Consider the following 22,592-nt stretch of genomic DNA (forward strand, 5'->3'; position numbering starts at 1 on the left):
CCAAGCGCCGCGCCCGGCGCTGTCCCTGGCGTGGCCACGCCAGGGGCGGGCGACGGTGAGGTCGTGACCGGCCCGCTGGGGGCCATGCCGGCAGCCGCGTCCCGGCCATAGAGGATGCGATTCGGATCCGGCGCGAAGCCAGGATCGGGGATGGAAGGGTCGGGACCGCGCGACGCGCGATCGACGAAGGGGATCGGCGATCGGGTCACATAGACTGCCACCGCTGCGGCCACCATCAGGCCCAGCAGAACCCCGGCGATCACACCGAAGAGCGTGCCGCCGCGCTGCTGGCGGCCTGCCCTGTGGTGTGCAAAAAAGACTGGCTCATGTCACATCCGTTGGCGGGCTCTCCCGCTCCATGCGCTGGGGCGCGCTCACGCCAAGCAGCGCGAGTCCGTTGGCCAGCACCTGGCGCGTGGCAGAGAGCAGGGACAGGCGCGCCAGCTTCACTGCCGCGTCGTCCACCAGAACACGCTCGGCATTGTAGTAGGCATGGAAGTCCGCCGCGCACTCGCGCAGCCAGTACGACACATGGTGCGGGGAGAGCTCCTGGGCGGCACTCTGGATCATGCCGGGGAATTCGGCCAGCCGCTGCATCAGGGCGAATTCGCTGGGCGCGGTGAGCAAGGAGGCGTCGGCATCCGCGAGCGTCGCAGCATCACCGCCCCATTGCGCGAGAATCGAGCAGATCCGCGCATGGGCGTACTGGATATAGAACACCGGATTCTCGTCGCTCTGCTTCAAGGCCAGATCCACGTCGAAGACGAACTCGGTGTCCGCCCGGCGCTGGATCAGGAAGAAGCGCACCGCGTCGCGGCCCACCCAGTCGACCAGATCGCGCAGGGTGACGTAGCTGCCGGCACGCTTGGAGATCTTGACCTCCTCGCCGCCGCGCATCACCTTCACCATCTTGTGCAGGACGTAGTCGGGGTAGCCCTTGGGGATGCCCACATCCAGCGCCTGCAGGCCCGAGCGCACGCGGGCGATCGTGCCGTGGTGATCGCTGCCCTGGATGTTGATGGCGCGCGTGAAGCCGCGCTCCCACTTGGTGACGTGATAGGCGACGTCCGGCACGAAGTAGGTGTAGCCCCCTTCGCTCTTGCGCATCACGCGGTCCTTGTCGTCGCCCTCGCCGAGTTCCGTGGTGCGCAGCCACAGCGCGCCGCCGTCCTCATAGGTGTGGCCGCTCGCGACCAGGCGGGCCACGGTATCCTCGACGCGCCCGCTCGTGTAGAGCGAGCTCTCGAGATAGTAATTGTCGAACTTCAGGTCGAAAGCCTGGAGATCCAGATCCTGCTCGCGGCGCAGATAGGCCACCGCGAAGGCACGAATGGCGTCCAGATCCTCGGGATCCGCGCGGCCGGTGACGGGCTCGCCGTCGCTTGCCTGCACGGTCTTGCCGGCCATGTAGTCAGCGGCGATGTCGGCGATGTATTCGCCCTTGTAGCCGTCCTTGGGGAAGGCGTCGTCGTCCACGCCGATGCCGCGCGCGCGGGCCTGCGTGCTGATGGCGAGATTGTGGATCTGGTTGCCCGCATCGTTGTAGTAGAACTCGCGGTTCACATCCAGACCAGACGCCGCGAACAACCGGCACAGCGCGTCGCCCAGCGCAGCCTGGCGAGCGTGGCCCACGTGCAGCGGACCGGTGGGATTGGCCGACACGAATTCGACGATGAGACGATCGCCCGTCGCTGCCGCCTGCCCAAAGCGCTCACCCTGGGCGGCGATGGCTGCCACGACGGCCTGCTTCGCCTGCGGCGTGACGCGCAGATTGATGAAGCCCGGGCCGGCCACTTCGGCGTCCGCCACCAGGGCATCGGCACCGGGCTGCGCCTTCAGGGCCTCGACCAGCGCCGTCGCGAGCTCGCGCGGGTTGCGCTTCAAGGGCTTGGCCAGCTGCATGGCGACGTTGGTGGCGAAGTCGCCGTGCGCGGCCACCTTGGGGCGCTCGAACTGCAGGGTGGGCTGCGCGCCGGGGGCGACGGCCTGGACCGCCTGCGCGACGAGGTCCGTCAAGGTACGAATTTGCTCTGGGAGCATGGTGCAAGCCTGAGAGTGCGGGTCAACCCGCAATGTTATCAGTCGGGCGGCCCACCCGCGCGCCAGGTGCCGTCGATCCCGCGCGCCGCGAGCCACTTCGCATAGGCCTCAAGGTCGACAATGCCCACCTCTTCCTTGCCGCTGGTGCGCCAGTCCCGAAAGCGATGGATGAAGGCTTCGGTCTCGGCGCGCGCCGGGCCGATGAACGGGTGATCCGCCGCCGAGTCCACCAGCACCGTGCTATCGGCAGCCCGCACGGGGCGGTCCAGGATGAGCGACGGCGGAACCACATCGGTCAGACCCAGCCCTGCGGCGATCTCGGCGCGCCATTGCTCGGACACGCGCTCGACCGTTGAGCGCTTGTCGTTCAAGGTCGGGTCACTCACGATCTGCTGCGCTGCCAGCGCTTCACGCATCGGCACACCGGCCTCGCGCGCCCGCGCGAGCATCCACGCGAGCGGAATGTCGGAGAGGTCGCGGTAATTCCCGGTGGGATCGCCAAAACCGCCCCCGATATCGCCATGCGATCCCACGAAGGGCATTTCCACGGCGTTGGCAGGCAATGTGCCATCGGCGTTCGCCACCAGCGTGAGCCCCATGATGAGCCGCTGCTCATGCAGGGATACCGCATGGGCCACGAGCGACCAGTCCGGCGCGATGGTGAAATCGTAGTCGGGATCCTTGGAGCCCAACGCACCGAATTGCGCCACCGTATCGAAGAGCCCCATGAACCGCAGATCGACGCACGCGGTGACGGCGCCCACGCCCGCCACCCATTGCCAGAAGCGCCCTTGACGCACCTGCGCGGCGATCTCGTTGGCGAAGTGCCGTGCAAGCGCCGCCCCGCGCGAGTAACCCACCAGATCGATGGCCTCCGCAGGCCCGCCCGTGCCCAGTTCTGACAGGTGCGTGATGAGGCGATCCCACTGTGCCTGGAGGATCTCCGGGCCGGTCCCGCCGGTAGCCGCATCGATCAAAGGAGAATCGCTGGCATCCCCCGGCGCGGTGATCAGATAGGTCTTCGCGTCCGGGTGGCGCGAGTCGCCATACAACAGCGCGAACTGCGCAACGTTCGTGGGCTCACGCAGCACCGAGAATGTACCCTCGAAGGCAAACAGCACCAAGCCGAGCGGATCGGCATGGCGGCGCGGCTGCTGCGCGGCATACCCATAGGCCGACGTGCGCGCCACGACGCCGGGCACGGACGCCAGCCACGGGGCTGGTCCCAGGGGATCCGGCTCGAGGTAGTGCCCTGCCCCTGGGTCGTAGGTGCGCAGGTAATTGTCATGCCAGCCGGTGACGGGGTCGTGCCACTGGCCCGGCAGCCGCAGGCCCGGATCGCGTTCGCCCTGGGCCGCGAGCAGCGCCCCGAAGGCGTCAAACTCGCCCTGCCATTGCAGCGTGCCGCTCGCATCGGTCACCGCGCGCACCAAGCCGATCGCATCGGCATGCAGATAGAAGACGCGCCCCAGCGCGGGCCGCGTCAACGCTGGCCCCTGCACCAACAGACGGCCCCAGCCGGCCGGCTCAGTCCCTGACACCGTCTGCGGCTGCGCGTAGTCGATCATGGCCACCGGCGCGTCGTTGGCATACACATAGCGCCGCACCACACCGCCGTCCTGCCAGATCGCCGCCAGCCGCTGGCCCACATAGAGGAAGTCGTTCGCAGCGCCCTCGGCCGGCTCGCGGCGAATCTGCTCGCCGTAGGCGTTGTGACGGTATGCGATCAAGGGGCGGCCGCCCGCTTCCACGGCCGCGAGCCGGCGGGACGGTCCGTATTGCAGGGTGCGCTCGCCGATCTGGCGAGGCAGGCCACTTGCCTCTCGCATCACCGCCGACACCGGCGAGACCTGCGCCGCGCCATCTGCAGACCACTGTCGTCGCGCATGCCCCATGTCGCCACGCGTTGTCGCCCAGGCCTCGACCACCAGCCGGTCTTCCCGGTCGTAGGCATAGGTCATGGCCGTTCGGCCACTGGCTGTCTCCACCGACTCGGCCACGACCTGCCCCTGTGCCTGCTGCACGCTGTGGTCGAGGACCACGGCACTGCCGAGGCGATGATCCACCCCCGCGAACCCAGACGATGTGAGACGCGGCTGTACCGTCACGCCATTGCCCAGCGCGAAGCCGGCGCCCGTGGCCGGCAGCGTGACCAGCGGCGTGAGCCTGCCCGTGCTGTCCTCCCAGACCAGCCGCTGCAGGCGCCGCCCTTCGCCCCAGGCATAGTGCAGCGCACCGCCCTCTGGCAGCCGATGCGTGACGATGCGGCCCTGCGCGTCCCGCTCGAAACGCTCCGTGTAGGCCAGACGCGCAGGCCCTTCAGCGGGCCGACGCACCGTACGCGAGGTCAGCCGCCCCTGGGCGTCATAGCCCCGCGTCTCGGCCTCGTCAGGGTGCACGATCTGCGTAGGTAGGGCGTCTGCCCAGCCGATGCGCACTTGTTGCTCGCCCAGGTCGATCTGCACGAGCTGCCCGTGCGCATCGTAGGCATACTGCCAGCGCTGTCCGTTTGCAAAGCGCCGTGCGGTCAAGCGGCCCGCTTCATCGTGCTCACGGACTTCCTCGCCTGTGGCGGTCGAGCGCCAGCGCACGACCTGACCAAAATCGTCCCACTGCGCCTCGGCGCCTGGCCATCCCGCCGGGGCGCCCTGCCGACGCGCCGGCCGCGTCCGTGCCGGTGGCGCGCCCGCCGGCGCCATCTCGGCCCCCGCGAGCCGCATGCCGTCCTCGTGCCATCGCCAAGTCAATGCCCACGATCGCGTCAACGCCCGCGCGTCGCCTTCCCCCGTAGGCTGCCAGCCCCGCTCCGCCACGCGCACGGGCACGCGCACCGGCCCATGGGGCGTCGGCGCGGTCGTCCACGCGAGGGTGAGCGCTCGCGTCTTGCCCGCCATCACGCTCGAGCCAACGATTTCTTCCACGAGCGTCGTGTCCTCGAGCCACCGGAGACGAAAGCCCCCTGCCCCGCCCACCTGCACAGGCCGCCCCAGCGCATCGCGCGCGACTGCGTGCACCTCGCGGGCGAGCAATGCGCCGGCCGGCGAATAGGCGGCTATCGTGCCTGGCAATGTGCACCCCGGGCACGCTGCGCCCGTCATCCGCGTCAGGACATGCCGGGCACCACCGCTCGCCAGGTCGGCCTGACTGCGCCGACCGACGGCGTCCGTCACGGCCGTGCGCCAACCGGCCGGCGTGCGGGCGTAGTCCAGGCGCAGCAAGGACGCCGGATCCCCGGGTGCCCCGGCATAGGTTTCGACGACGCGGCCCTGACTGTCGTAACGCCAGGCGCCCAGCACCGTCTGCCCGCCATCCGGTCGGCGCACGCCTCGGGCCGTCATGGCCAAGCGCCCCCGCCCGCGCAACGTCGCGTCATACTCGTAGGTGCGGACATGGCCATCCGGGTACGACACGCCCACGAGCCCGCCCTCGCGGTCGTACTGATAGGCGATCACGCCCGCCGGCGTCTCGGCCCGCACCACCCGCGCAGGACTCCCCGCGTACGTCAACTGCAGGCTGCGGCCTGACGGGTCCGTCACCCGAACCGCGCGGCCGTAGGCGGCCGCCCCCTGCACGCGCCCGCGCACGATGACGACGCGCCCACCCAGCGGCGCCGTGATCGCCACCAGTCGCCCCTCGGCATCGAAGCTCAGGCGACGGCCGCTGCGCCATGTCCAGACATAGCGCTCGCTTCCCTCACCTGTTACGCGCCGCACCTCGCCATGCGCCGGATTGAGCGGCACGCAGGGCGCCTCGCCCGTCTCGCCCGCCAGAAAATCCAATCGGGTGCCATCGGGCTGCACGATGCTGATCTGACGTCCCGCGTCGTGCAGTCGGGTGTCGTAGGACAGCTGCCAGGCCTGGCCAAACGCGCCAATCCGCGGATCTCCGGCGTTGTAGTGGCGCACGAGCTCCAGCCCCAGCGCGCCCGGCAGCGCCGGCAGATCCACTTCGCGCTGATACTTGTTGCCCGTGGCCAGATGCACAGGGTTGCCCACCGCGGCCGACGGGCCTTCGGCCGGCAGCGACGCCGGCCCGCCCTCACCACATGGCGAGCCGAGCTGCGAGGGACCACAACTCTGGCCCTGGGCTATCGCCCCCGATCCGGCAAGCCCCAGACAGAGCGCCACCAGGACTTCCATCGTGCAACGCCCCGCTGCGGACCACCGCATTGCCGCTCCCCCTGACAAAGCGGCCATCATCGCTCCCGCCGGGGCGCAAAGGCCACGCGGTGCGTGCGAATCCGCTCCTGTCAGAACCACGTACGTATGCGCTGCGGTACAGTATTTGCGTCGCCACCTGCCCTGCCCCTCGGGTGGCGTTTCAGGATGCCTTCATGATATTCACCTTCCGTTCCAAGGCCACCGGCGAGCTCATCATGCTCGGCGAGCACGCCAAGCCTCTGCTCAAGGTTGCCGGAAAGTCGGACGAAACGCTGCAGCAGCCGCGTGGCGTCTTCACGCCAGAACAGCTCGCGCCGGCCATCGCTGGCATCACCCGCGCCGTCCGCGGCGATCAGGATCCGGACTTCAACGAGGACGATCCCGTCCAGGCCGCGCAGGCCCGCCAGTACGTGAGCCTGAAGCAACGCGCGCAGCCACTGCTGGACATGCTCGCCAAGGCCGAGGCCAAGCAGGTGGAAGTGATGTGGGAGATCGGCGGGCGCTGAGCCCGGCTGACCGGCCATGGAAAGCAGCAGCGGCTTCTTCAGCTGGCTGGGTGGCGCTGTAGGCAGCGTCATCCAGGCCATCGTGGATTTTCTTCGTTTGATCTTCGGCGGGCTCTCGGACGCGATCGGCGACTTCCTGCACGGCGTGGCCAACGCCGTCGGCATGGATCCCAACATCTTCAACTACCTCTGGCTCGCGCTGGGTGTGTTGATGCTGATCGCCGCGGTGCGCGCCATCTTCCGGCGCGCCATCGTGGCAGCGATCGTGTGGGCGGTGCTCGGCGTGTTCGTGCTGGGCGGTCTGGTGCGATGACGCGGTAGAGCCCTAGGCTTCGCTGCCCGGCTCCAGCAGGCGATCACCCCAGGCGCTCATCAGCACGCTTAGCCCTGCTGCCACGGTGGCACCAGGGCCGGCGTATCATCGGGCCAGGACGGCGACGGGTCGTCCCTCACCCTTGCTGCAGCCGCCCCGCCATGTCTGCCGTTCCCGCGCTCGATCTCAGCCGCCTCGGCCCTGGTCTCTATGCCCAGGGCACCGAGGAAGCCATCCTGGGCCGTCTGCTCGAGCGCATCCCGCCGACGCGGCGCTACTGCGTCGATATCGGCGCGAGCGATGGGCTGCGCAACAGCAACACCGCCCTGCTGCTGCGCGAGCAAGGCTGGCAAGGCGCGCTCGCCGAAGCGAGCGCCTATCGCTTCGCACAGCTGAGGGCCAATTACGGCAGCGCCGACCACGTTCGCCTGCACCACGCGCGCATCCAGCCAGACACGGTCGATGCCTGGCTCGCCGAAGCCGGCGTGCCGCCCGACCCCGACCTGCTGTCCATCGACATCGACGGCAACGACTACTGGGTCTGGCAGGCGATCGAAGCCTGCCGCCCACGCATCGTCGTCATCGAATACAACCCCTACTACACCCCGCCCGAGCGCTGGGTGATGTGCTTCAACCCCGATCACGTCTGGGACGGCTCGACCTACTACGGCGCGAGCCTGGAATCGCTCTATCACCTCGGCCAGCGCAAGGGCTACGAGCTCGTCTGCTGCGACGACATGGGCAACAACGCGTTCTTCGTGGCGCGCGAGTTCTACCCCGCGCTCGGCATCACCGACAATCGCCCGGCAGTGCTCTTTCGGCCGGCGATGTACAAGGTGCGCTATGTCGGACACAACACCTTCGTGAGCGGCCACCCGTATCGCTACGGTCCCGGGCAGGCGCTGTGACGGGCAGCCTGGCCCCCGATGCGGTGTCGTCCTTGGCCGTGGCCTACGGGCTCCACCCGGTCGGCCCGGCGCAGCGCGTCAGTGCGCGCGTCTGGCAGCTGCCGACCCGTACCGGGCACGTCGCGATCAAGCGCCATGGCCTCGAGCGTCAGGCCCAGGCGGAGCGCGAAGCGGCCATCCTCGCGCATCTGCAGGCGGCGGCGGGCGATCCCCGATGCCGGGTGCAGACGCTGTGCCGAACGCGCAGCGGCGACGCGCTGTGGCACGGCGTCGACGGACCCGTGCTCGTCACGCGCTGGGAGGCCGGCAGCATGCGCACGTTCGACACGTTCTCGCGCCCGACCTGGCAGGCGCTGGGCACCAGCCTCGCGGCCCTGCATGGGCATCTGGATACGCTCGTCCTGTCAAGCCTGCCGACGTTGCGCGAACGGCTGCACGCCATCGACGCCGAGACCCTGCGCCACGACCTGCTCGCGGACGTGGGTGAGGCCGCGCGTGCGGGCACGGCCGACGCCGTCCGCCCCTACGTCGGCAACGCCCTGCGACTCATCGACGCCCACCACGCCGGCAGCCTGCGCGGCTTTCCCGCCGACGACCCGCAGCGCCCCATCCACCATGACTACAATCAGTTCAACTACGTGTTCGGCCGCACGCTGCCGCCCGTGATCCTGGACTGGGAAGCGGCCATCGGCGCGCCGCGCGCCTACGAGCTGGTGCGCTGCCTGAACCACCTGCCCCTGGTGGCGCCCGATGCCGCCGAGACTTTCGTGAAGGCCTACGTGATGCAACGTCCGCTTGCGCTCGACACCCTGCCCTGGGCGGTGGACGCGGCCTGCCTTCAGCACGCGTGCAAACGCTGGGTGCTTCAGGGGTGGCTCGCCGAGCCGGCGCGATTCGCGACCCACCTCGCGGGCGCCATCCAGATGACGAGCCTGATGGTGGATGCGCGGGACCGCCTCATCGACTTCTACCAGCGCTGCGCGCGCGGGAGCCTCGCATGACTGCGTCGCCGCGCGTCCATGTGTTCCCGCCCCCGATGGACCATCATTACCCGGTCCAGGACGGCCGCGTGCAGACGCGCTCGCTCGAAGCGCACGTCGTCGATCACTGCAACCTCACCTGTGCGGGCTGCTGCTCGCTGTCGCCGCTGCTGCCCGACTGGTACGCCGACCCGGCCCAGCTCGCGCGCGATCTCGCACTGGCCGCACGCGTGCTGCGTCCGCGCGTCTTCAAGCTCGTGGGCGGCGAGCCCACGCTGCATCCGGCGCTGCCTGAGCTCATCCAGGTCGTGAAGGCCTCGGGCATTGCGCCCAAGGTGTCCGTCACCACCAATGGCCTGAAGCTCGCCGACATGCCCGAGGCGTTCTGGCGCGACGTCGACGCCCTCACGATCTCGCGTTATCCCCGGCCGCGCCTCACGGACGATCTCGTCGCCCACGTCGAAGACCAGGCCGCGCGCTTTGACGTGTCGCTCAACTGGAAGGCGCAGGACACGTTCACGCAGATGGATCGCGAGACGCCGCTCGGCGACGGGCCCGATGCGCGCGCGCTGTTCCGCGACTGCTGGATCCGCGAGCGCTGCCACCTCATTCGCGACGGCGTGTTCTACACGTGCACCCGGCCCGCCCACTTCCAGACGCTGCATGGCGACACGGGAGCCTTCGCGGACGACGGCCTTCGCCTGGACGACGAGCCCGGCATGCTCGACACGCTGCTCGCCTATCTGCAGCGCGAGGCGCCGCTGCAGGCGTGTCTGCATTGCCAGGGCGGCAGCGCCCCCGTGGCGCCTCACCGGATGCTCTCGCGCCGGCAGATCCACGCCATCAAGGCCGCCTACCCATGATCGTCGGTGCCCGTGACGCCTTCGGCAGCCGGCGTCTGCTGTATCACCCGGCTACCGGGCACACCGGCGAGCGCGTCCGGGAGGTGCTGGCGGCTACCGGTGTGCGCCAGGTGACGCCAGACCGCGACGCCATCGTCGGCCATCTGTACGGTCCCCGGCACCAGGATCGAACACTCATCCGAGACGTGCGCGCCGTCCCGCCGGGGCATGCGCTGGTGCGTGGATCGACGTTGCACCTGCGCCGCCTGCCGCCAGCGAGTCGGGCGGCAGATCTTCGCACCGCACTCCAAACGGCGCTGGCAGCCGCCTTCACGGCGGGCAAGCGCGTTGCACTGGCCCTGAGCGGTGGACTCGATTCCGCCCTGCTGCTCGCGTTGCTGCACGCGCAGGGGCGCGAGGACGTGCCGGTCTATGTGCTTGCCACGGGCATGCCGGACTACTGCGAACGCGAGGCGGCGCTGGCCATGGCGCAGCGCCTGGGCGCCTCCGTTAGCGTGGTGACCGTCCAGGCCTCGGACTTTGTGGACGCCCTGCCGCGCGTGCTCCGCGAGGTCGAGGAGCCGCTCTTCAATCTGCATCCCGTGGCCAAGCGCCTGCTCGCTGAGGCGATGGCGCGCGACGGCATCGACCTTGCCATCACGGGTGACGGCGCGGACCAGGTGTTGCGCCGGGACGCCTCGGCCAACTATCTGCCGCTGTGCCAGGCCTTGTTCGACACCGCTGGCGTGCGCTGGTGGCCGCCGTTTCTCGCGCCAGGGGTGGTGCGTCACCTGTGCAGCCAGCCGCCCGACGCCGACAAGGCCTGCCTGCGAGCGCTGGGCGCGCAGCTGGCGCTGCCGGATGTGTTGGTGCAGGGCCCCAAGCGCAGCCGGCTTGCGCCGGCGATGGATCTGGACAGTCTGGATGTGGCGGCCCGCATCCCGCCGTTGGCACGCGCACTCGACCTGCCGGCGCCCGCTCTCGAGACCGATCGCGAGCGCGTCCTCTGGACCACGCTCGTCATGACCCTGGACCTCCTCACGCCAGAGCCCACCCCACCATGAGTCGCATCCTCTTTTGCGTCGTGCCCGAGAAGGGCCATCTCAATCCGTGCATCGGCCCCGCCCAGCACCTGCGCGCCGCCGGCATGACGGCGGCGTTCTGGGCGCCGGCCGACATCCGGCCTCAGCTCGCCGCGGCCGGCGGCTTTGACTACGTGGGGCCAGACCGCCCCACGGAGCGCCACGACATCTCGCGCGGCGCACGCTTTGCCGAGCAGATCCAGGATGGGCCTTGGCTGCGCCAGTGGATCCGCACCTTGCTGATCGAGGAGACGCCGGGCCAGGTGGACGGCCTGCGCGCCGTCATCCGCGACTATCGTCCCGACCTCGTCGTGGTCGATCCCCTGCTCTATGCCGCAGCCATCGCCGCAGCGCTCGAAGGCCTGCCCTGGGTGTCACTGTCGAATTCGCTCAACCCCGTCCTGCCCGACAACCTGGATTCAGCGCTGTTGCGCACGGTGCGATGGCTGGCGGATGAGCGCGACGCGCTCTTTGCACGCTTTGGTCTGACTGCGCAGTTTCGCGGCTGCGACGTGCTCTCGCCGCACCTCACGATCGCCTTGACCACGCCGGCCCTCGTTGGGCCGCCACCTGACGGCGTGACGCTCGTGGGGCCGGCGTTGCCGAGCGGGGCGCGCGGCGACGAGCCTGGCTTCCCTTGGGACCGCCTGGATCCCGCACTGCCGCTGGTGTACGTGTCGCTGGGCAGCCAGCTCTATTACCAGCCGGAACTCTTCGCCCGCATCGACGCCGCCCTGCGCGACGCCCCCGTGCAACTCGTGCTGTCGGTCGGTGAACTGGCCGACGCCGATGCGTTGCCCGAGCTCGGCCCGCACGTGGTCGCCGTGCGTTACGCGCCGCAGCTTGCGTTGCTCGCCCGTACGCAACTTTTCATCACCCATGGCGGGGCGAACTCGGTCATGGAAGCGCTCGCGATGGGCGTGCCCATGCTCGTCTCGCCGTTATGCAATGACCAGTTCCACTCCGCACATTTCGTCGTGGCAGCGGGTGCCGGGCGAGGCATCGACCTGCTGGCGGCCGACGTGCCGACGCTGCGCGAGGCCGTGCTGAGCGCGCTTGCAGACTCTGACCTGCGCGCCGGTGCTGCCGCCGTCCAGGCCAGCTACCAGCGCGACGGTTCGGCCGAAGCCGCGCGCCTCATCAGCCGACTCGCTGCAGAAAGCCGCCCGGCGACAGCGTCATGAGCACATGGTCTTCAATCGCCTCATCCACTCGGAATCGCGCGTCCTCGGCCAGAAAGGCCTGCACGGCCGTGGCCGGATTGTTGCCGCGCCCGTAGGGCTTGCCCGCAAACATCGTCTCGGGCAGATATTCCAGGATCGTGTCCATGACGACGAGATAGCTGCCGGGCGTGACCCAGTCGGCATAGGTGCGCAATTCGCGCAGCACGTGTGCGTGCGTGGGATTCAGGTCCAGGATCACCATGACAGGGCCATTGGCCGGCAACTGCGCCGTCACCGCCGCCAGCGTGTCCGGCGCACAGGAATCCCCGGCGACCAGATGCATCCGGTGGGCCAGCGGATGCATGCCCAGGCGCTCACGCACCTCCTCGCGCAAGCGCGGCTCGACCGCCACCACCCGCCCCGCCGCCTGCGTGAGCTCCAGCATCGACGCCGAGAACACCACGCCGCCGCCTGCCGCCACGCCTGTCTGCACGATGCACGAGGGCCGCACCTGCCACACGAGGGACTGCAAGGCCACCATGTCGCCGGGCAGGTGAAAGAAGCGCTCACCCAGCCAGCGCATCTGAAAGAGATGGTCGAACTTGGCGGCCTGAGTGAGCCACTCGACCGTGATTCCCCGCATGTGGACGGACATTCGCTCAGCCATGATGCCAGACGCCTTTGCTGATGCCCGACGACTTGCCGCGCTCGTGCATGCCCACTGGGGCATCCGGCCGGCACGCCTGTGGGCGATTGACGCCGGCCATACTAACAAAACCTTCGGTCTGGACGCCGATGACGGCCCGGCCATCCTGCGTGTGTCCTGGCCTGGCAAGCCAGCCGCGCAAGTCGAGCGCGAGGCGCGCCTCCTGCGTCACCTTCGCGATGCGTCCGGGCTGCCACAGCGTCCGTCGCCCCGCCCGACGCGGCAGGGCCAAAGCGCCATGTGCGTCGACGGCCGCTGGCTGCATCTGTTCGAGACGATCGCCGGCCAGGCGGCGTCAGATCAGCATCCGGATCGCACGGTGCCCGAGGCCTTGCGCGCGCTCGGCGCCCTCCACCAGGCACTGCACAGCCTGCCGACCACGGCCACCCGCGGTTGCGCCTGGCTCCACGCGCGCCTCGAGCGGGTGCGTGCGAATCCAGCACCCGCCTTGCCCCCCGGATTGTCAGCACAATATGACGACGTCCTCACGGCGATCGAACGCCACCTGCACCACGCAGACACGTGCGTCCAAGGCACGGTGCAGTGGCTGCACGGGGATTACCATGCCGGCAATCTGCTGTTCCTGGACGGCGCCCTTCAGGGCATCCTGGATTTCGACGACCCGGGCGAAGGCGCGCCGGCGCTCGAAGCCAGCCTGGCCCTCTTTGCCTTGACCCGCGATGCGCGGCGCGACGCTCGGCTGGTCTACGACACGGCGCACTGGGACGTCGGGCTGCGCGCCTACGCTGCGCAGTGCCCCGGTCTGGATGCCGCGCGGCTGCTCTCGCTGCGGCCGACGCTGTTGCCGGTCTTCTGCGCCGATCAGGTGCTGATCCACCTCGAGGCCGCGCAGCGCGGCCTGTGGGCCCTGAGGCCCGGCATCGGCTTCCTGGGGTGCTGGCGCAGCCTGCTGCACGCACCATCGCCACCGGGCCGGTGAGCGTTAAGCCAGGGCATCGAGAAACCGCGCCACGGCGGTTACCGTCGCCGGCCGCGACTCGCCATGCCGCGAGCCATCATGCAGGCAGAACACGGCGGGCTCGCCCAGCGCGTACTGTGCGGCATGATGGGCTTGCATCGCAGCGACCAGCGCGCACGCGCCTGGCGCCGGACGCTGCCAGTCGTCAAGCATCAGCGTCCATCCGACATGCGGACGGCCCAGACGCGCCAGTACGGCCAGCCGCGGGTCGACGCCCGTCTCGCTCGCGATCTGGACGCCGTACGGCAGCCGCACGGGCACCACCGCCGGCACCCGCATCCCTGCGCCTGCGTAGGCGTGCGCGATCTGCGCATCCGTGGCCGCAATCTCCTCGAGCAGCGTGTACTCGGACAGCGTGCCCGGGCGGGCGTGCGTCTGCGTGTGGTTGCCGAGGACGTGGCCTTCCCGCGCGATCCGCTCTGCTACCTGAGGGGAACGTGCGATCTGCGCGCCCAGCAGGAAGAACGTCGCCTGCCAGCCCCGCGCCTTCAGCACGTCCAGCAAGGCCGGGGTCGAGGGGCCCGGGCCGTCATCGAAGGTCAGCACCGGCGCTGCGAGGCGCGAGGGTAGGCTCGCAACGGGTCCGCGCATGTCCGGCGTCCTGGCCTCAGCGCGCGATGAGCTCGCGCACGCGTGTGGCCAGCGCATCCATCGAGAAGGGTTTGGCGAGCACCGACATGCCCGCGGCCAGTTGTCCGTCGGCAAACGCGTTCTCTGCGTAGCCCGTGATGAAAAGCACCTGCAGATTCGGACGGTGTGCGCGGGCCACGTCGGCCATCTGACGGCCGTTCATGCCACCCGGCAGGCCGACATCGGACACCAGCAGATCGATCCGGACATCGGATTCGAGCACCTTCAGTCCCGTCATGGCATCGCCCGCCTGCAGCGCGGTGTAGCCGAGTTCTTCGAGCACATCGACCACGAGCATGCGCACGGTCGGCTCATCGTCCACGACGAGCACGGTCTCACCCAGGCCCGACGCGTCCGTGAGCGCGCGTACGGTGCCATCCGCATCGGTCTGGACCTGACCCGTATGGCGCGGCAGATAGATGCACACCTGCGCCCCCTTACCCGCGGTGGACACGATGCGTACCTGGCCGCCAGACTGCTTGGCGAAGCCATAGATCATGGACAGGCCGAGCCCGGTGCCTTGCCCCAGCGGCTTGGTCGTGAAGAAGGGATCGAAGGCCTTGGCGATGACGTCCGGCGTCATGCCCGTGCCGGTGTCGCTCACCGACAGCGACAGGTACGGCCCCTCGGGCAGGTCGAGCGCGCGGGCCTGGGCGCGGTCCAGCGTCTGGTTCTGTGTCTGGATCGTGATGCGCCCGCCCGTCGGCATCGCATCGCGCGCGTTCAGGCACAGATTGAGCAAGGCATTCTCGAGCTGGGACACGTCCACCATCGCCGTCCATACGTCGAGCGAAGCGAAGTGTTCGACGAGCACACCCGGACCCACCGTGCGCTGGATCATGTCGAGCATGCCCTGTACCACGTGATTGACGTTGGTGGGCTTGGGCTCAAGCGTCTGACGACGTGAGAAGGCCAGCAGCCGGTGCGTCAGCACGGCCGCGCGCTTGGCAGCGCCCTGGGCCACGACCAGGTACTTCTCGACTTCGTTCAGGCGCCCCTGGCGCACCCGCACGCTCATGAGCTCCAGGGCGCCGGAGACACCAGCCAGCAGGTTGTTGAAGTCGTGCGCGAGCCCGCCCGTGAGCTGGCCCACCGCCTCCATCTTCTGCGACTGGCGCAGCGTGGCCTCGACTTCGTGCAGCGCCGTCATGTCGCGCCCGACGAGCAGGAACAGGTCGGAATTGCGGTCGGGCGTCGCCGTCCACGTGAGCGAGCGCCGGCTGCCATCGCTGCACACGGCCTGGGCGACGAAGCCCGTCACTTCTTCGCCGGCGCTTACCCGCGGCAAGACATCGCACGTCTCCAACGGGATGTCGGGCGCCACGATGCTGTGCAGCGATTTGCGCATCAACTCGGCCTCTGTCCACCCGAGCAGCGCCGTCCAGGCCGGATTGACAGCCTTCAGGTAGCCGTCGAAGCCGGCCGTGCCCATCAGGTCGTTGGTGTTCTCCCACAGCCGGTCGCGCTCGGCCGTGCGCGTGACCAGATCGGCCTGGCGCATCTTCTCATCGGTGATGTCACGCGCCGAACAGTACACCTTGGTCTCGTCGGCCACCGCCACCCACGACAGCCACCGCCAGTCACCGGCCTTGTGCTGGTAGCGATTCTCCAGTCGCAGTACCGGCAGGCCGCGACCCAGCGTGTCGTCCCAGGCGGCGCGCGTGGCGGGCAGATCGTCCGGATGCACGCGCGCGAAGAACTTCGCGCGCGCCACCTCCTCCTCGGACCATCCCAGCATGGCTTCCCAGGCGGGATTGGAGGCTTCGACCACGCCCTTGGCATTGACCACACACAGCAGATCCGGACTCAGCTGCCAGGTGCGGCCACGCGCGAGCGATTGCGCGATGACCTTCTGCTCCAGCTCGGCGTTGAGCGCGCGAAGCCGCGCGATGGCCTGGTCGCGCTCAGCCTCGACGGCACGCCGTCCATCCACGTCGATGAGCACCCCGGGAAAGCTCAGCCCTTTGCCGTCGGGGCCGAGCTCCACCCGACCATTGGCTTCGATCCAGTAATACCGGCCATCCGCGCGGCGCACCCGATACTGGTGCGCATAGGGCCCGCCACGGCCGACGACGTCGTCAATCGCTGCAATCAGGCCCGCGCGGTCGTCAGGATGCACGGTGGCGATCACCTGCTCCAGGCTCAGGCCGTCGTGTCCCAGCTCAGGATCCAGACCGAAGCTGCGTGCGAACGCGGCGTCCACCGTGAAACGATCGGTCGGCAGATGCCAGACCCAGGTGCCGGTGATGGCGCCCGCCTCGAGGGCCAACTGCACACGCTGGGCGTTGGCTTCCGCGCGCCGCTGCGCGAGGACCAGGGCCGTCACCTCCGTCGTGACGTTCAGGAGCCCCTGAACGACCTCACCCTCGCGCAGTGGGCTGTAGGAATACGTCCAATAGGTTTCCTCGGGATAGCCGTGTCGCGTCATGACCAGACGCTGGCTGTCGAAGCGCAGTGCCTCACCCGCCAGCACGCGCTGCACGGACGGCGCGATGTCCGCCCACACGTCCGGCCACACCTCGTGGATGGGTTGGCCAAGCGCCCAGGGATGGCGCATGGACAGGACCGTCGCGTATGCCTCGTTGTAGAGCAGCGTCTGCTCGGGACCCCACGTGGCGCACATGGCGAACGTGTTCGACATCATGATGTCGTACGTCGTGCTCAGCGCCGTCGACCAGCCTGAACGAGGGCCCAGCGGCGTGCGGCCCCAATCGAAGGCCTCGAATGAAAACGACAACGACAACCTCTGCTTGGAGTCCCGGCCGGGGCGGGTCAGCGCATTCGCTGGCGCTGCCGTGGGCGAGCGCAGGAACATCCGCCCGGTGGGTGGCCCCAGAGGATACCGCGCCAGCCTCGCGAGAAGGTGGCTAGCGAGCAACGTCCTGTCGAGCATGCCGCGGTGGTGGCCGTTCAGCAGGTCGCCAAGCTCGGCGCTGTGCCATGATGCAAGGATGCGGCAGGCTCCAATCCCGTGGGGTCAGCCCCACAGGAGACTTCGCATGTATACCCCGGTTCGCCCCTCCCGCGTCGAGCGCATCACCATCCGCCACACCGTCGAGTATCAGCTTCGGTGGTGGAAGCGCGCCGAGCACGCGGGCAGCGAGCGGCCGGTCCTCGTGCTCGCGCATGGCTGGATGGACGTGGGTGCGTCCTTCCAGTTCGTCGTGGATCATCTGGCGCGCGATCGCGACATCGTGGCGCTGGATTGGCGCGGATTCGGCGGTAGCCGTCAGCCGACGCCCGTGGACAGCTACTGGTTCGGGGATTACTACGGCGATCTCGATGCCGTGATCGAACACGTGTCCCCGTCAGCCCCCGTCGATCTGCTCGGACACAGCATGGGCGGCAACGTGGTCATGACGTATGCCGGGTCTCGCCCCGCCAGGATACGGCGCCTCATCAACCTGGAAGGCTTCGGCATGGCCGAGCCACCGCCCTCGAGCGCCCCCGCGCGCCTGACAACCTGGCTGGACGAGCTGAAGGCCCCGAAGCGCATGCGCGGCTTTGCGACACAAGCCGACGTCATCGACAACCTGCGCACCAAGAATCCGCGCCTGTCAGCCGCCCATGCGGCGTGGCTCTCCGACCATTGGGCGGAGCCCGGTGCCGACGGCCGCTGGCATGTGCAGGGCGATCCCGTGCACAAAGGCGTGAATCCGGTGCTGTATCGACGCGCGGAAGCGCTCGCCGCATGGGCTGCCATCCAGTGCCCCGTGCTCTGGGCAGAGGGCGCCAACACCCATTCGGATAGAGAAAGCCGAGGGGCAAGCCCTTTCCCGCGTGCGGAATTCGAGGAAAGGCTGGGGGCGGTGAGATCGGTGCGGCGCGCCATCATCGATGACTGCGGGCACATGCTGCACTACGACCAGCCCGCCGCGCTCGCACAGCTGATCGAGGACTTCCTCGACGACTGAGCCTGGGCAAGCGCGATAGGACAACAGCGGGCCGGCGGTCCTCATGCGTCGCGGACCGCAGGTTTCTCTCGCCCGCAGGCTGGGGGCGGCACGAACGTTGCGGCGATCTCGCCACCCCCCTTTTTCAGGATCAGCCATGAATTCGATACCTCCCGAAATGCAGCGCTGCATCGATGCCTGCCTGCAGTGCTATCAGACCTGTACCGCGTCGGCCATGCGTCACTGCCTCGTCCAAGGCGGACGGCACCTCGAACCGGAGCATTTCCGGTTGATGATGGCCTGCGCCGAGATGTGCCGCACGTCAGCGCACCTCATGCTCCTAGGTGCGCCGCAGCACCGCCACAATTGTGCGGATTGTGCAGCCATTTGCCGCGAGTGCGCCGATAGTTGTGCCGAACTCGACGGCATGGAGGAGTGCGTCAAAGCTTGCAGACAATGCGCCGAGGTGTGTGAGCAGATGAGCGCATAACACGGGCGCAATGTCATTATTGCCATGCCGCCCACGGCAAGGCATCGGGCGCGGTATGAGGCCTGGTAGGCAGCCACGCGTTGCGACCATGTGCCGTGTCGTCTGAATGCGGGGATGCCGCAGGCGCCGACGCAGCGGATACCATGCCCGAACGTTCTCTGATCCGCAATGTCATGACCTCACCTGATCCCCGTCGCCACGCCCCCGCCACTGCCCGCAATCGCGAGCCCATTCTCGACGTGCTGCGCCGCGTGCTGCCCGAGGCGGGTCACGCGCTGGAGATCGGCAGCGGCACCGGCGAGCATGCCGTCTTCTTCGCCCAGGCCCTGCCCGCATGGCAGTGGACGCCCACGGAGGCCGACCCCGACGCCCTCGCCTCGATCCAGGCTTGGATAGCCGCCAGCGGCCTCACCAACGTCGATCCGCCACGCCTGCTCGATGTCCAGGCAGCCGACTGGGGCGTCCCGCCCGTGGACGCCATCCTCGCCTGCAACGTCATCCACTACGCCCCCTGGGCCACCACCCCCGCCCTGCTGGAGGGCGCCGCCCGCCTTCTGCGGCCTGGCGGCGTGCTCTATCTCTATGGCCCCTATCGCCGAGGCGGCCAGCACACCGCCCCAAGCAATGCCGAGTTCGACGTGTGGCTCAAACAGCGCAACCCCGTCTTCGCCGTGCGTGACCTGGACGAAGTCCAGGCCGAGGCCGAAGCGCGCGGCCTGGTGCTCTGTGAGGTGGTAGAGATGCCGGCGAACAATCTGAGCGTGGTGTTTCGCAAGGCTGCGATGACGCCCTGACGCCTTCCGAGCGCGGGCCACGCCCAGCCGTCGTTTCGCTCAAGAGCAGAACAGCCTGCCGACGCCCGGCAGGCTTCTTTTTGGGCTTTTTGTTGTCTTTGTCCACTTGTTTGTTTATATTGTCCACAACAAGACGGAGACACGATGAGAACGCGCATCACCGAGCTGCTGGGCATTGCCCACCCCATCGTCCAGGCGGGCATGAGCTGGGCGTCCTCGAGCGCCGCCCTGCCCGCCGCCGTATCCAACGCCGGCGGCCTGGGCACGGTGGCAGCCGGCCCCATGTACGTGCCGGCCTTCTGTGCCGTGCTAGACGAGATGGCGGCGTTGACCGACCGCCCCTATGCCGTGAACGTGCCGCTGTACCGGCCGCAATCGGCCGAGATCCTGGACGCCATGCATGCGCGCCGGGTGCCGGTGGTGATCGCTTCGCAAGGTGGCCCCAGGGCGCATCTGGCCCGCTTTCACGCCTATGGCGCACGCTGGGTGCAGGTGGTCTCCACGCTGGAACACGCGCTCAAGGCGCAGGCTGCCGGCGTGGACGCGCTGGTCGTGGTGGGCAGCGAGGCCGGCGGACACCCGCCAGCCAACGATGTCAGCACCCTGGTCACCGTGCGCCAGGTCCTGCAGCGGGTGGCGATTCCGGTGATTGCAGGCGGGGGGGCTGCCGACGGCTGGGGCATTGCCGCCCTGCTGGCGCTGGGCGCGGACGCCGTGCAATTGGGCACGCGCTTTCTGCTCACCCCCGAAGCCACGGTGCATGCGAACTACAAGGCCGCCCTGCTGGCCGCCGGCGTGGCCGACCCGGTCCTGGTCGGGCGCCGCAGCCTGCCGGTGCGCACGCTCAACAACCGCTTCGCCCAGCGCGTCTTTGAAGCCGAGCAGCGCCCGATCCCGGCGGAGGAATACGACGCGCTCTTTCACAGTGCCTCACTCAAGCAGGCAGCCCTGGACGGCGACGTCGAGTGGGGCAAGGTCGAGGCCGGCCAGTCCGTGGGCCTCATCGACAGCCTGGAGCCCGCCGCCGCGCTGATGGCGCGTCTGGTCCGTGAACTGGCCCAGGCCACGGACCGGCTGGCCGGCATGCGCCACGCCGAATCGACCACCCCTATCCCCGCCGCCTGAGGCGTCCTTTTCCTGGAAACCACTCATGACTCTGTTGACTGAGGATCGCGGCGCGGTGCGCGTCATCACGCTGAACCGCCCCGACAAGCACAACGCACTGAACACCGCGCTCACCCAGGCCCTGCTGGATGCCCTGCGCGCGGCTGATGCCGACGACGCGGTGCATGCGGTGGTGCTCACGGGCGCGGGCAAGTCCTTCTGCGCGGGCGCGGACACCACGGAATTCTCGGCGCTGACGCCCGAGGATCCGGGCGCGGTGACGCGCCGGGCGGATCTGACCACCGCCCTGCATCTGGTGGTCTCGCAGATGGCCAAGCCCGTGGTGGCCGCCGTGCGCGGCAATGCCCTGGGCGGTGGCGCGGGGCTGGCGATTGCCGCCGACCTGGTGGTGATGGCCGACACCGTGCGCTTTGGCTACCCGGAGCTGCGCCACGGCATCGTGGCCGCCGTGGTGCTGGCCAACCTGGTGCGCCAACTGGGCCGCAAGCACGCGTTCGAACTCGTCGCCATGGCCGAGCCCATTGGGGGTGAACGCGCACTGGCACTGGGCCTGGCCAACCGCGTCGTGCCCGATGCCGACGTGCTCGACACCGCCTTGCAGATGGCCGAGCGGCTGGCCGGCTGGAGCCCCATCGCCATGGCCACCACCAAGCGCACCTTCCACCGCGCGGCGGATTTGTCCCTGGGCCAGGCCCTGGACGTGGGGCGCGACGCCAACGTCATGATGCGCGGCTTTCGCAAGCCGGCCCCCACCGAGCGAGGCCAGTGATGCGTCCCCTCGAAGGCATCACCATCCTGGACCTGTCACGCGTGCTCGCGTGCCCCTTTGCCACGCAGATCCTGGCCGAGCTGGGCGCGACCGTCATCAAGGTCGAGCAGCCCGGCACGGGCGATGAGACCCGGGGCTTTGAGCCCGTCGTGACCGGCGACGCGGGCAGCGTGTCGGCCTACTACCTGGCCTTCAACCGCAGCAAGCAATCCATCACCGTGAACCTGCGCAGCCCGGCTGGCCAGGATCTGATCCGCCGGCTCGCCGCCGACGCGGACGTCGTCCTGGAGAACTTCCCGGTCGGCACGCTCAAGAAGTACGGCCTGGACTACGCCACGCTGTCGGCGCTCTACCCACGCCTGCTGTACGTGTCCTGCACAGGCTTTGGCATGACCGGGCCCTACGCCAGCCGCAAGGGTTACGACACGGTGTTCCAGGCGATGGGCGGCATCATGAGCCTCACGGGAGAGCGTGGCGGCGGTCCGGTCAAGCCCGGCCTGCCCGTGGCCGACCTGACCTCCGGCCTGTGGGTAGCCATCGGCATTCTCACCACGCTGCTGGGCCGCGAACGCACGGACACCGGCTGCCATGTGGACTTCTCCATGCTGGACGGCCAGGTCGGCCTGCTCTCGCTGGCGGCCGCGCGCTGGTTCGCGCTGGGCGAAGTGCCCCCGCGCATCGGCACCGAGCACCCTGGGCGCATTCCGTCCGCGGCCTTCGTGTGTGCCGATGGAAAGTGGGTACAAATCACCGGGTCCGACCAGCACTGGGCGCCGCTGTGCCGCCTGCTGGGCCTGGAGGCCTGGGCCGACGACGCCACGCTCGCGAGGAACGCAGACCGCGTCGCACGACGCGACGAGGTCATGGCCGGCCTGTCCACCGCCATCGCACGCCTGCCACGCGAGGAGCTGTGCCGCCGCTGCGACGCGGTCGGCGTGCCCGCCGGGCCCATCCTGCAGGTGGACGAGGTCTTTGCCGACCCGCACGTGCAGGCGCGCGGCATGGTCGAGGACTATCCCCACCCGCAGATCGGCAGCTTCCCCGGCCTGCGCGTGCCTTTCCGATTTGCCGGGTTCGACGACCCTGCCATGACCCGCCCGCCCCTGCTGGGCGAGCACACCGAGGCAATCCTGCAGGAGCGCCTGGGCCTGGATGCGCAGGCCATTGCCGAGCTGAGAACACAAGGGGCCATCTGAGCCCACCACTGGAGGA

Annotated in this window: 19 protein-coding genes and 1 pseudogene; 14 read left to right on the plus strand and 6 right to left on the minus strand. The window is 69.1% G+C overall.

Features of this window, described 5'->3' with window-relative positions; all coding sequences use genetic code 11:
- The 3 genes and pseudogenes from IMZ29_RS18840 to IMZ29_RS18850 all read right to left on the minus strand — a co-directional run.
- Window positions 1-263 (minus strand): annotated as a pseudogene (locus IMZ29_RS18840) (SPOR domain-containing protein); the annotation flags it as partial.
- 61 nt (window positions 264-324) lie between these two features.
- Window positions 325-2,040: an arginine--tRNA ligase gene (gene argS, locus IMZ29_RS18845; protein WP_216186971.1), complete on the minus strand. Its 1,716-nt coding sequence runs from the start codon at window positions 2,038-2,040 to the stop codon at window positions 325-327.
- Window positions 2,041-2,078: 38 nt separating this feature from the next.
- The gene (locus tag IMZ29_RS18850; protein ID WP_216186973.1) at window positions 2,079-6,209 is read right to left on the minus strand and encodes a DUF6531 domain-containing protein; all 4,131 of its coding nucleotides are present in this window, start codon (window positions 6,207-6,209) and stop codon (window positions 2,079-2,081) included.
- Between the two features lie 164 nt (window positions 6,210-6,373).
- On the opposite strand from IMZ29_RS18850, the gene IMZ29_RS18855 reads away from it, so the two are divergent.
- The 7 genes from IMZ29_RS18855 to IMZ29_RS18885 all read left to right on the plus strand — a co-directional run bounded on the left by IMZ29_RS18855 (window position 6,374) and on the right by IMZ29_RS18885 (window position 12,015).
- Window positions 6,374-6,706 carry a DUF1840 domain-containing protein gene (locus IMZ29_RS18855; protein WP_216186975.1) on the plus strand — a complete coding sequence of 111 codons (333 nt, stop codon included), beginning with the start codon at window positions 6,374-6,376 and terminating at the stop codon, window positions 6,704-6,706.
- A 16-nt stretch (window positions 6,707-6,722) separates the two neighbouring features.
- Window positions 6,723-7,019 carry a hypothetical protein gene (locus tag IMZ29_RS18860; RefSeq protein WP_216186977.1) on the plus strand — a complete coding sequence of 99 codons (297 nt, stop codon included), beginning with the start codon at window positions 6,723-6,725 and terminating at the stop codon, window positions 7,017-7,019.
- A 161-nt stretch (window positions 7,020-7,180) separates the two neighbouring features.
- Complete coding sequence (locus IMZ29_RS18865) at window positions 7,181-7,927, plus strand: class I SAM-dependent methyltransferase (RefSeq protein WP_216186979.1); 747 nt, start codon at window positions 7,181-7,183, stop codon at window positions 7,925-7,927.
- Window positions 7,924-8,928: a phosphotransferase enzyme family protein gene (locus IMZ29_RS18870; RefSeq protein WP_371820358.1), complete on the plus strand. Its 1,005-nt coding sequence runs from the start codon at window positions 7,924-7,926 to the stop codon at window positions 8,926-8,928. The genes IMZ29_RS18865 and IMZ29_RS18870 overlap by 4 nt, the downstream gene beginning before the upstream one ends.
- A complete protein-coding gene (locus IMZ29_RS18875; protein ID WP_216186981.1) occupies window positions 8,925-9,770 on the plus strand; it encodes a radical SAM family protein in 846 nt (281 codons plus the stop codon). The genes IMZ29_RS18870 and IMZ29_RS18875 overlap by 4 nt, the downstream gene beginning before the upstream one ends.
- A complete protein-coding gene (locus IMZ29_RS18880; protein WP_216186983.1) occupies window positions 9,767-10,813 on the plus strand; it encodes an asparagine synthase-related protein in 1,047 nt (348 codons plus the stop codon). Before IMZ29_RS18875 ends, IMZ29_RS18880 begins: the two co-directional genes overlap by 4 nt.
- Complete coding sequence (locus IMZ29_RS18885; RefSeq protein WP_216186985.1) at window positions 10,810-12,015, plus strand: glycosyltransferase; 1,206 nt, start codon at window positions 10,810-10,812, stop codon at window positions 12,013-12,015. Before IMZ29_RS18880 ends, IMZ29_RS18885 begins: the two co-directional genes overlap by 4 nt.
- Here the strand turns inward: IMZ29_RS18885 and IMZ29_RS18890 are convergent.
- Complete coding sequence (locus tag IMZ29_RS18890) at window positions 11,972-12,661, minus strand: cephalosporin hydroxylase family protein (RefSeq protein WP_216187004.1); 690 nt, start codon at window positions 12,659-12,661, stop codon at window positions 11,972-11,974. The genes IMZ29_RS18885 and IMZ29_RS18890 overlap by 44 nt on opposite strands.
- On the opposite strand from IMZ29_RS18890, the gene IMZ29_RS18895 reads away from it, so the two are divergent.
- Window positions 12,660-13,640 (plus strand): phosphotransferase, encoded by a 981-nt coding sequence (locus IMZ29_RS18895; RefSeq protein ID WP_371820359.1) that lies wholly within the window; start codon window positions 12,660-12,662, stop codon window positions 13,638-13,640. The genes IMZ29_RS18890 and IMZ29_RS18895 overlap by 2 nt on opposite strands.
- Window positions 13,641-13,643: 3 nt before the next feature.
- On the opposite strand, the gene IMZ29_RS18900 is transcribed toward IMZ29_RS18895, so the two are convergent.
- Both IMZ29_RS18900 and IMZ29_RS18905 read right to left on the minus strand, forming a co-directional pair.
- Window positions 13,644-14,270 carry a polysaccharide deacetylase family protein gene (locus tag IMZ29_RS18900; RefSeq protein WP_216187006.1) on the minus strand — a complete coding sequence of 209 codons (627 nt, stop codon included), beginning with the start codon at window positions 14,268-14,270 and terminating at the stop codon, window positions 13,644-13,646.
- A gap of 16 nt (window positions 14,271-14,286) precedes the next feature.
- Window positions 14,287-17,046, minus strand: a complete 2,760-nt coding sequence (locus IMZ29_RS18905) for a PAS domain-containing hybrid sensor histidine kinase/response regulator family protein (RefSeq protein ID WP_371820360.1) — start codon at window positions 17,044-17,046, stop codon at window positions 14,287-14,289.
- A gap of 262 nt (window positions 17,047-17,308) precedes the next feature.
- Here IMZ29_RS18905 and IMZ29_RS18915 point away from each other — a divergent pair, with 262 nt between their 5' ends.
- The 6 genes from IMZ29_RS18915 (at window position 17,309) to IMZ29_RS18935 (ending at window position 22,576) form a co-directional block, all read left to right on the plus strand.
- The gene (locus tag IMZ29_RS18915) at window positions 17,309-18,223 is read left to right on the plus strand and encodes an alpha/beta fold hydrolase (RefSeq protein ID WP_216187008.1); all 915 of its coding nucleotides are present in this window, start codon (window positions 17,309-17,311) and stop codon (window positions 18,221-18,223) included.
- A 157-nt stretch (window positions 18,224-18,380) separates the two neighbouring features.
- Window positions 18,381-18,692 carry a four-helix bundle copper-binding protein gene (locus tag IMZ29_RS23505; RefSeq protein WP_503660849.1) on the plus strand — a complete coding sequence of 104 codons (312 nt, stop codon included), beginning with the start codon at window positions 18,381-18,383 and terminating at the stop codon, window positions 18,690-18,692.
- Window positions 18,693-18,835: 143 nt separating this feature from the next.
- Window positions 18,836-19,486 (plus strand): DUF938 domain-containing protein, encoded by a 651-nt coding sequence (locus IMZ29_RS18920; protein WP_253207270.1) that lies wholly within the window; start codon window positions 18,836-18,838, stop codon window positions 19,484-19,486.
- A gap of 144 nt (window positions 19,487-19,630) precedes the next feature.
- Complete coding sequence (locus IMZ29_RS18925) at window positions 19,631-20,611, plus strand: NAD(P)H-dependent flavin oxidoreductase (RefSeq protein ID WP_216187010.1); 981 nt, start codon at window positions 19,631-19,633, stop codon at window positions 20,609-20,611.
- A gap of 25 nt (window positions 20,612-20,636) precedes the next feature.
- Window positions 20,637-21,380, plus strand: coding sequence for an enoyl-CoA hydratase/isomerase family protein (locus IMZ29_RS18930; protein WP_216187012.1), 744 nt, complete (start codon window positions 20,637-20,639; stop codon window positions 21,378-21,380).
- Window positions 21,380-22,576 (plus strand): CaiB/BaiF CoA transferase family protein, encoded by a 1,197-nt coding sequence (locus IMZ29_RS18935; protein ID WP_216187014.1) that lies wholly within the window; start codon window positions 21,380-21,382, stop codon window positions 22,574-22,576. The genes IMZ29_RS18930 and IMZ29_RS18935 overlap by 1 nt, the downstream gene beginning before the upstream one ends.
- Window positions 22,577-22,592: the final 16 nt, after the last annotated feature.

The sequence above is a fragment of the Verticiella alkaliphila genome, assembly GCF_018904615.1.
Taxonomy (GTDB): Bacteria; Pseudomonadota; Gammaproteobacteria; order Burkholderiales; family Burkholderiaceae_B; genus Verticiella; species Verticiella alkaliphila.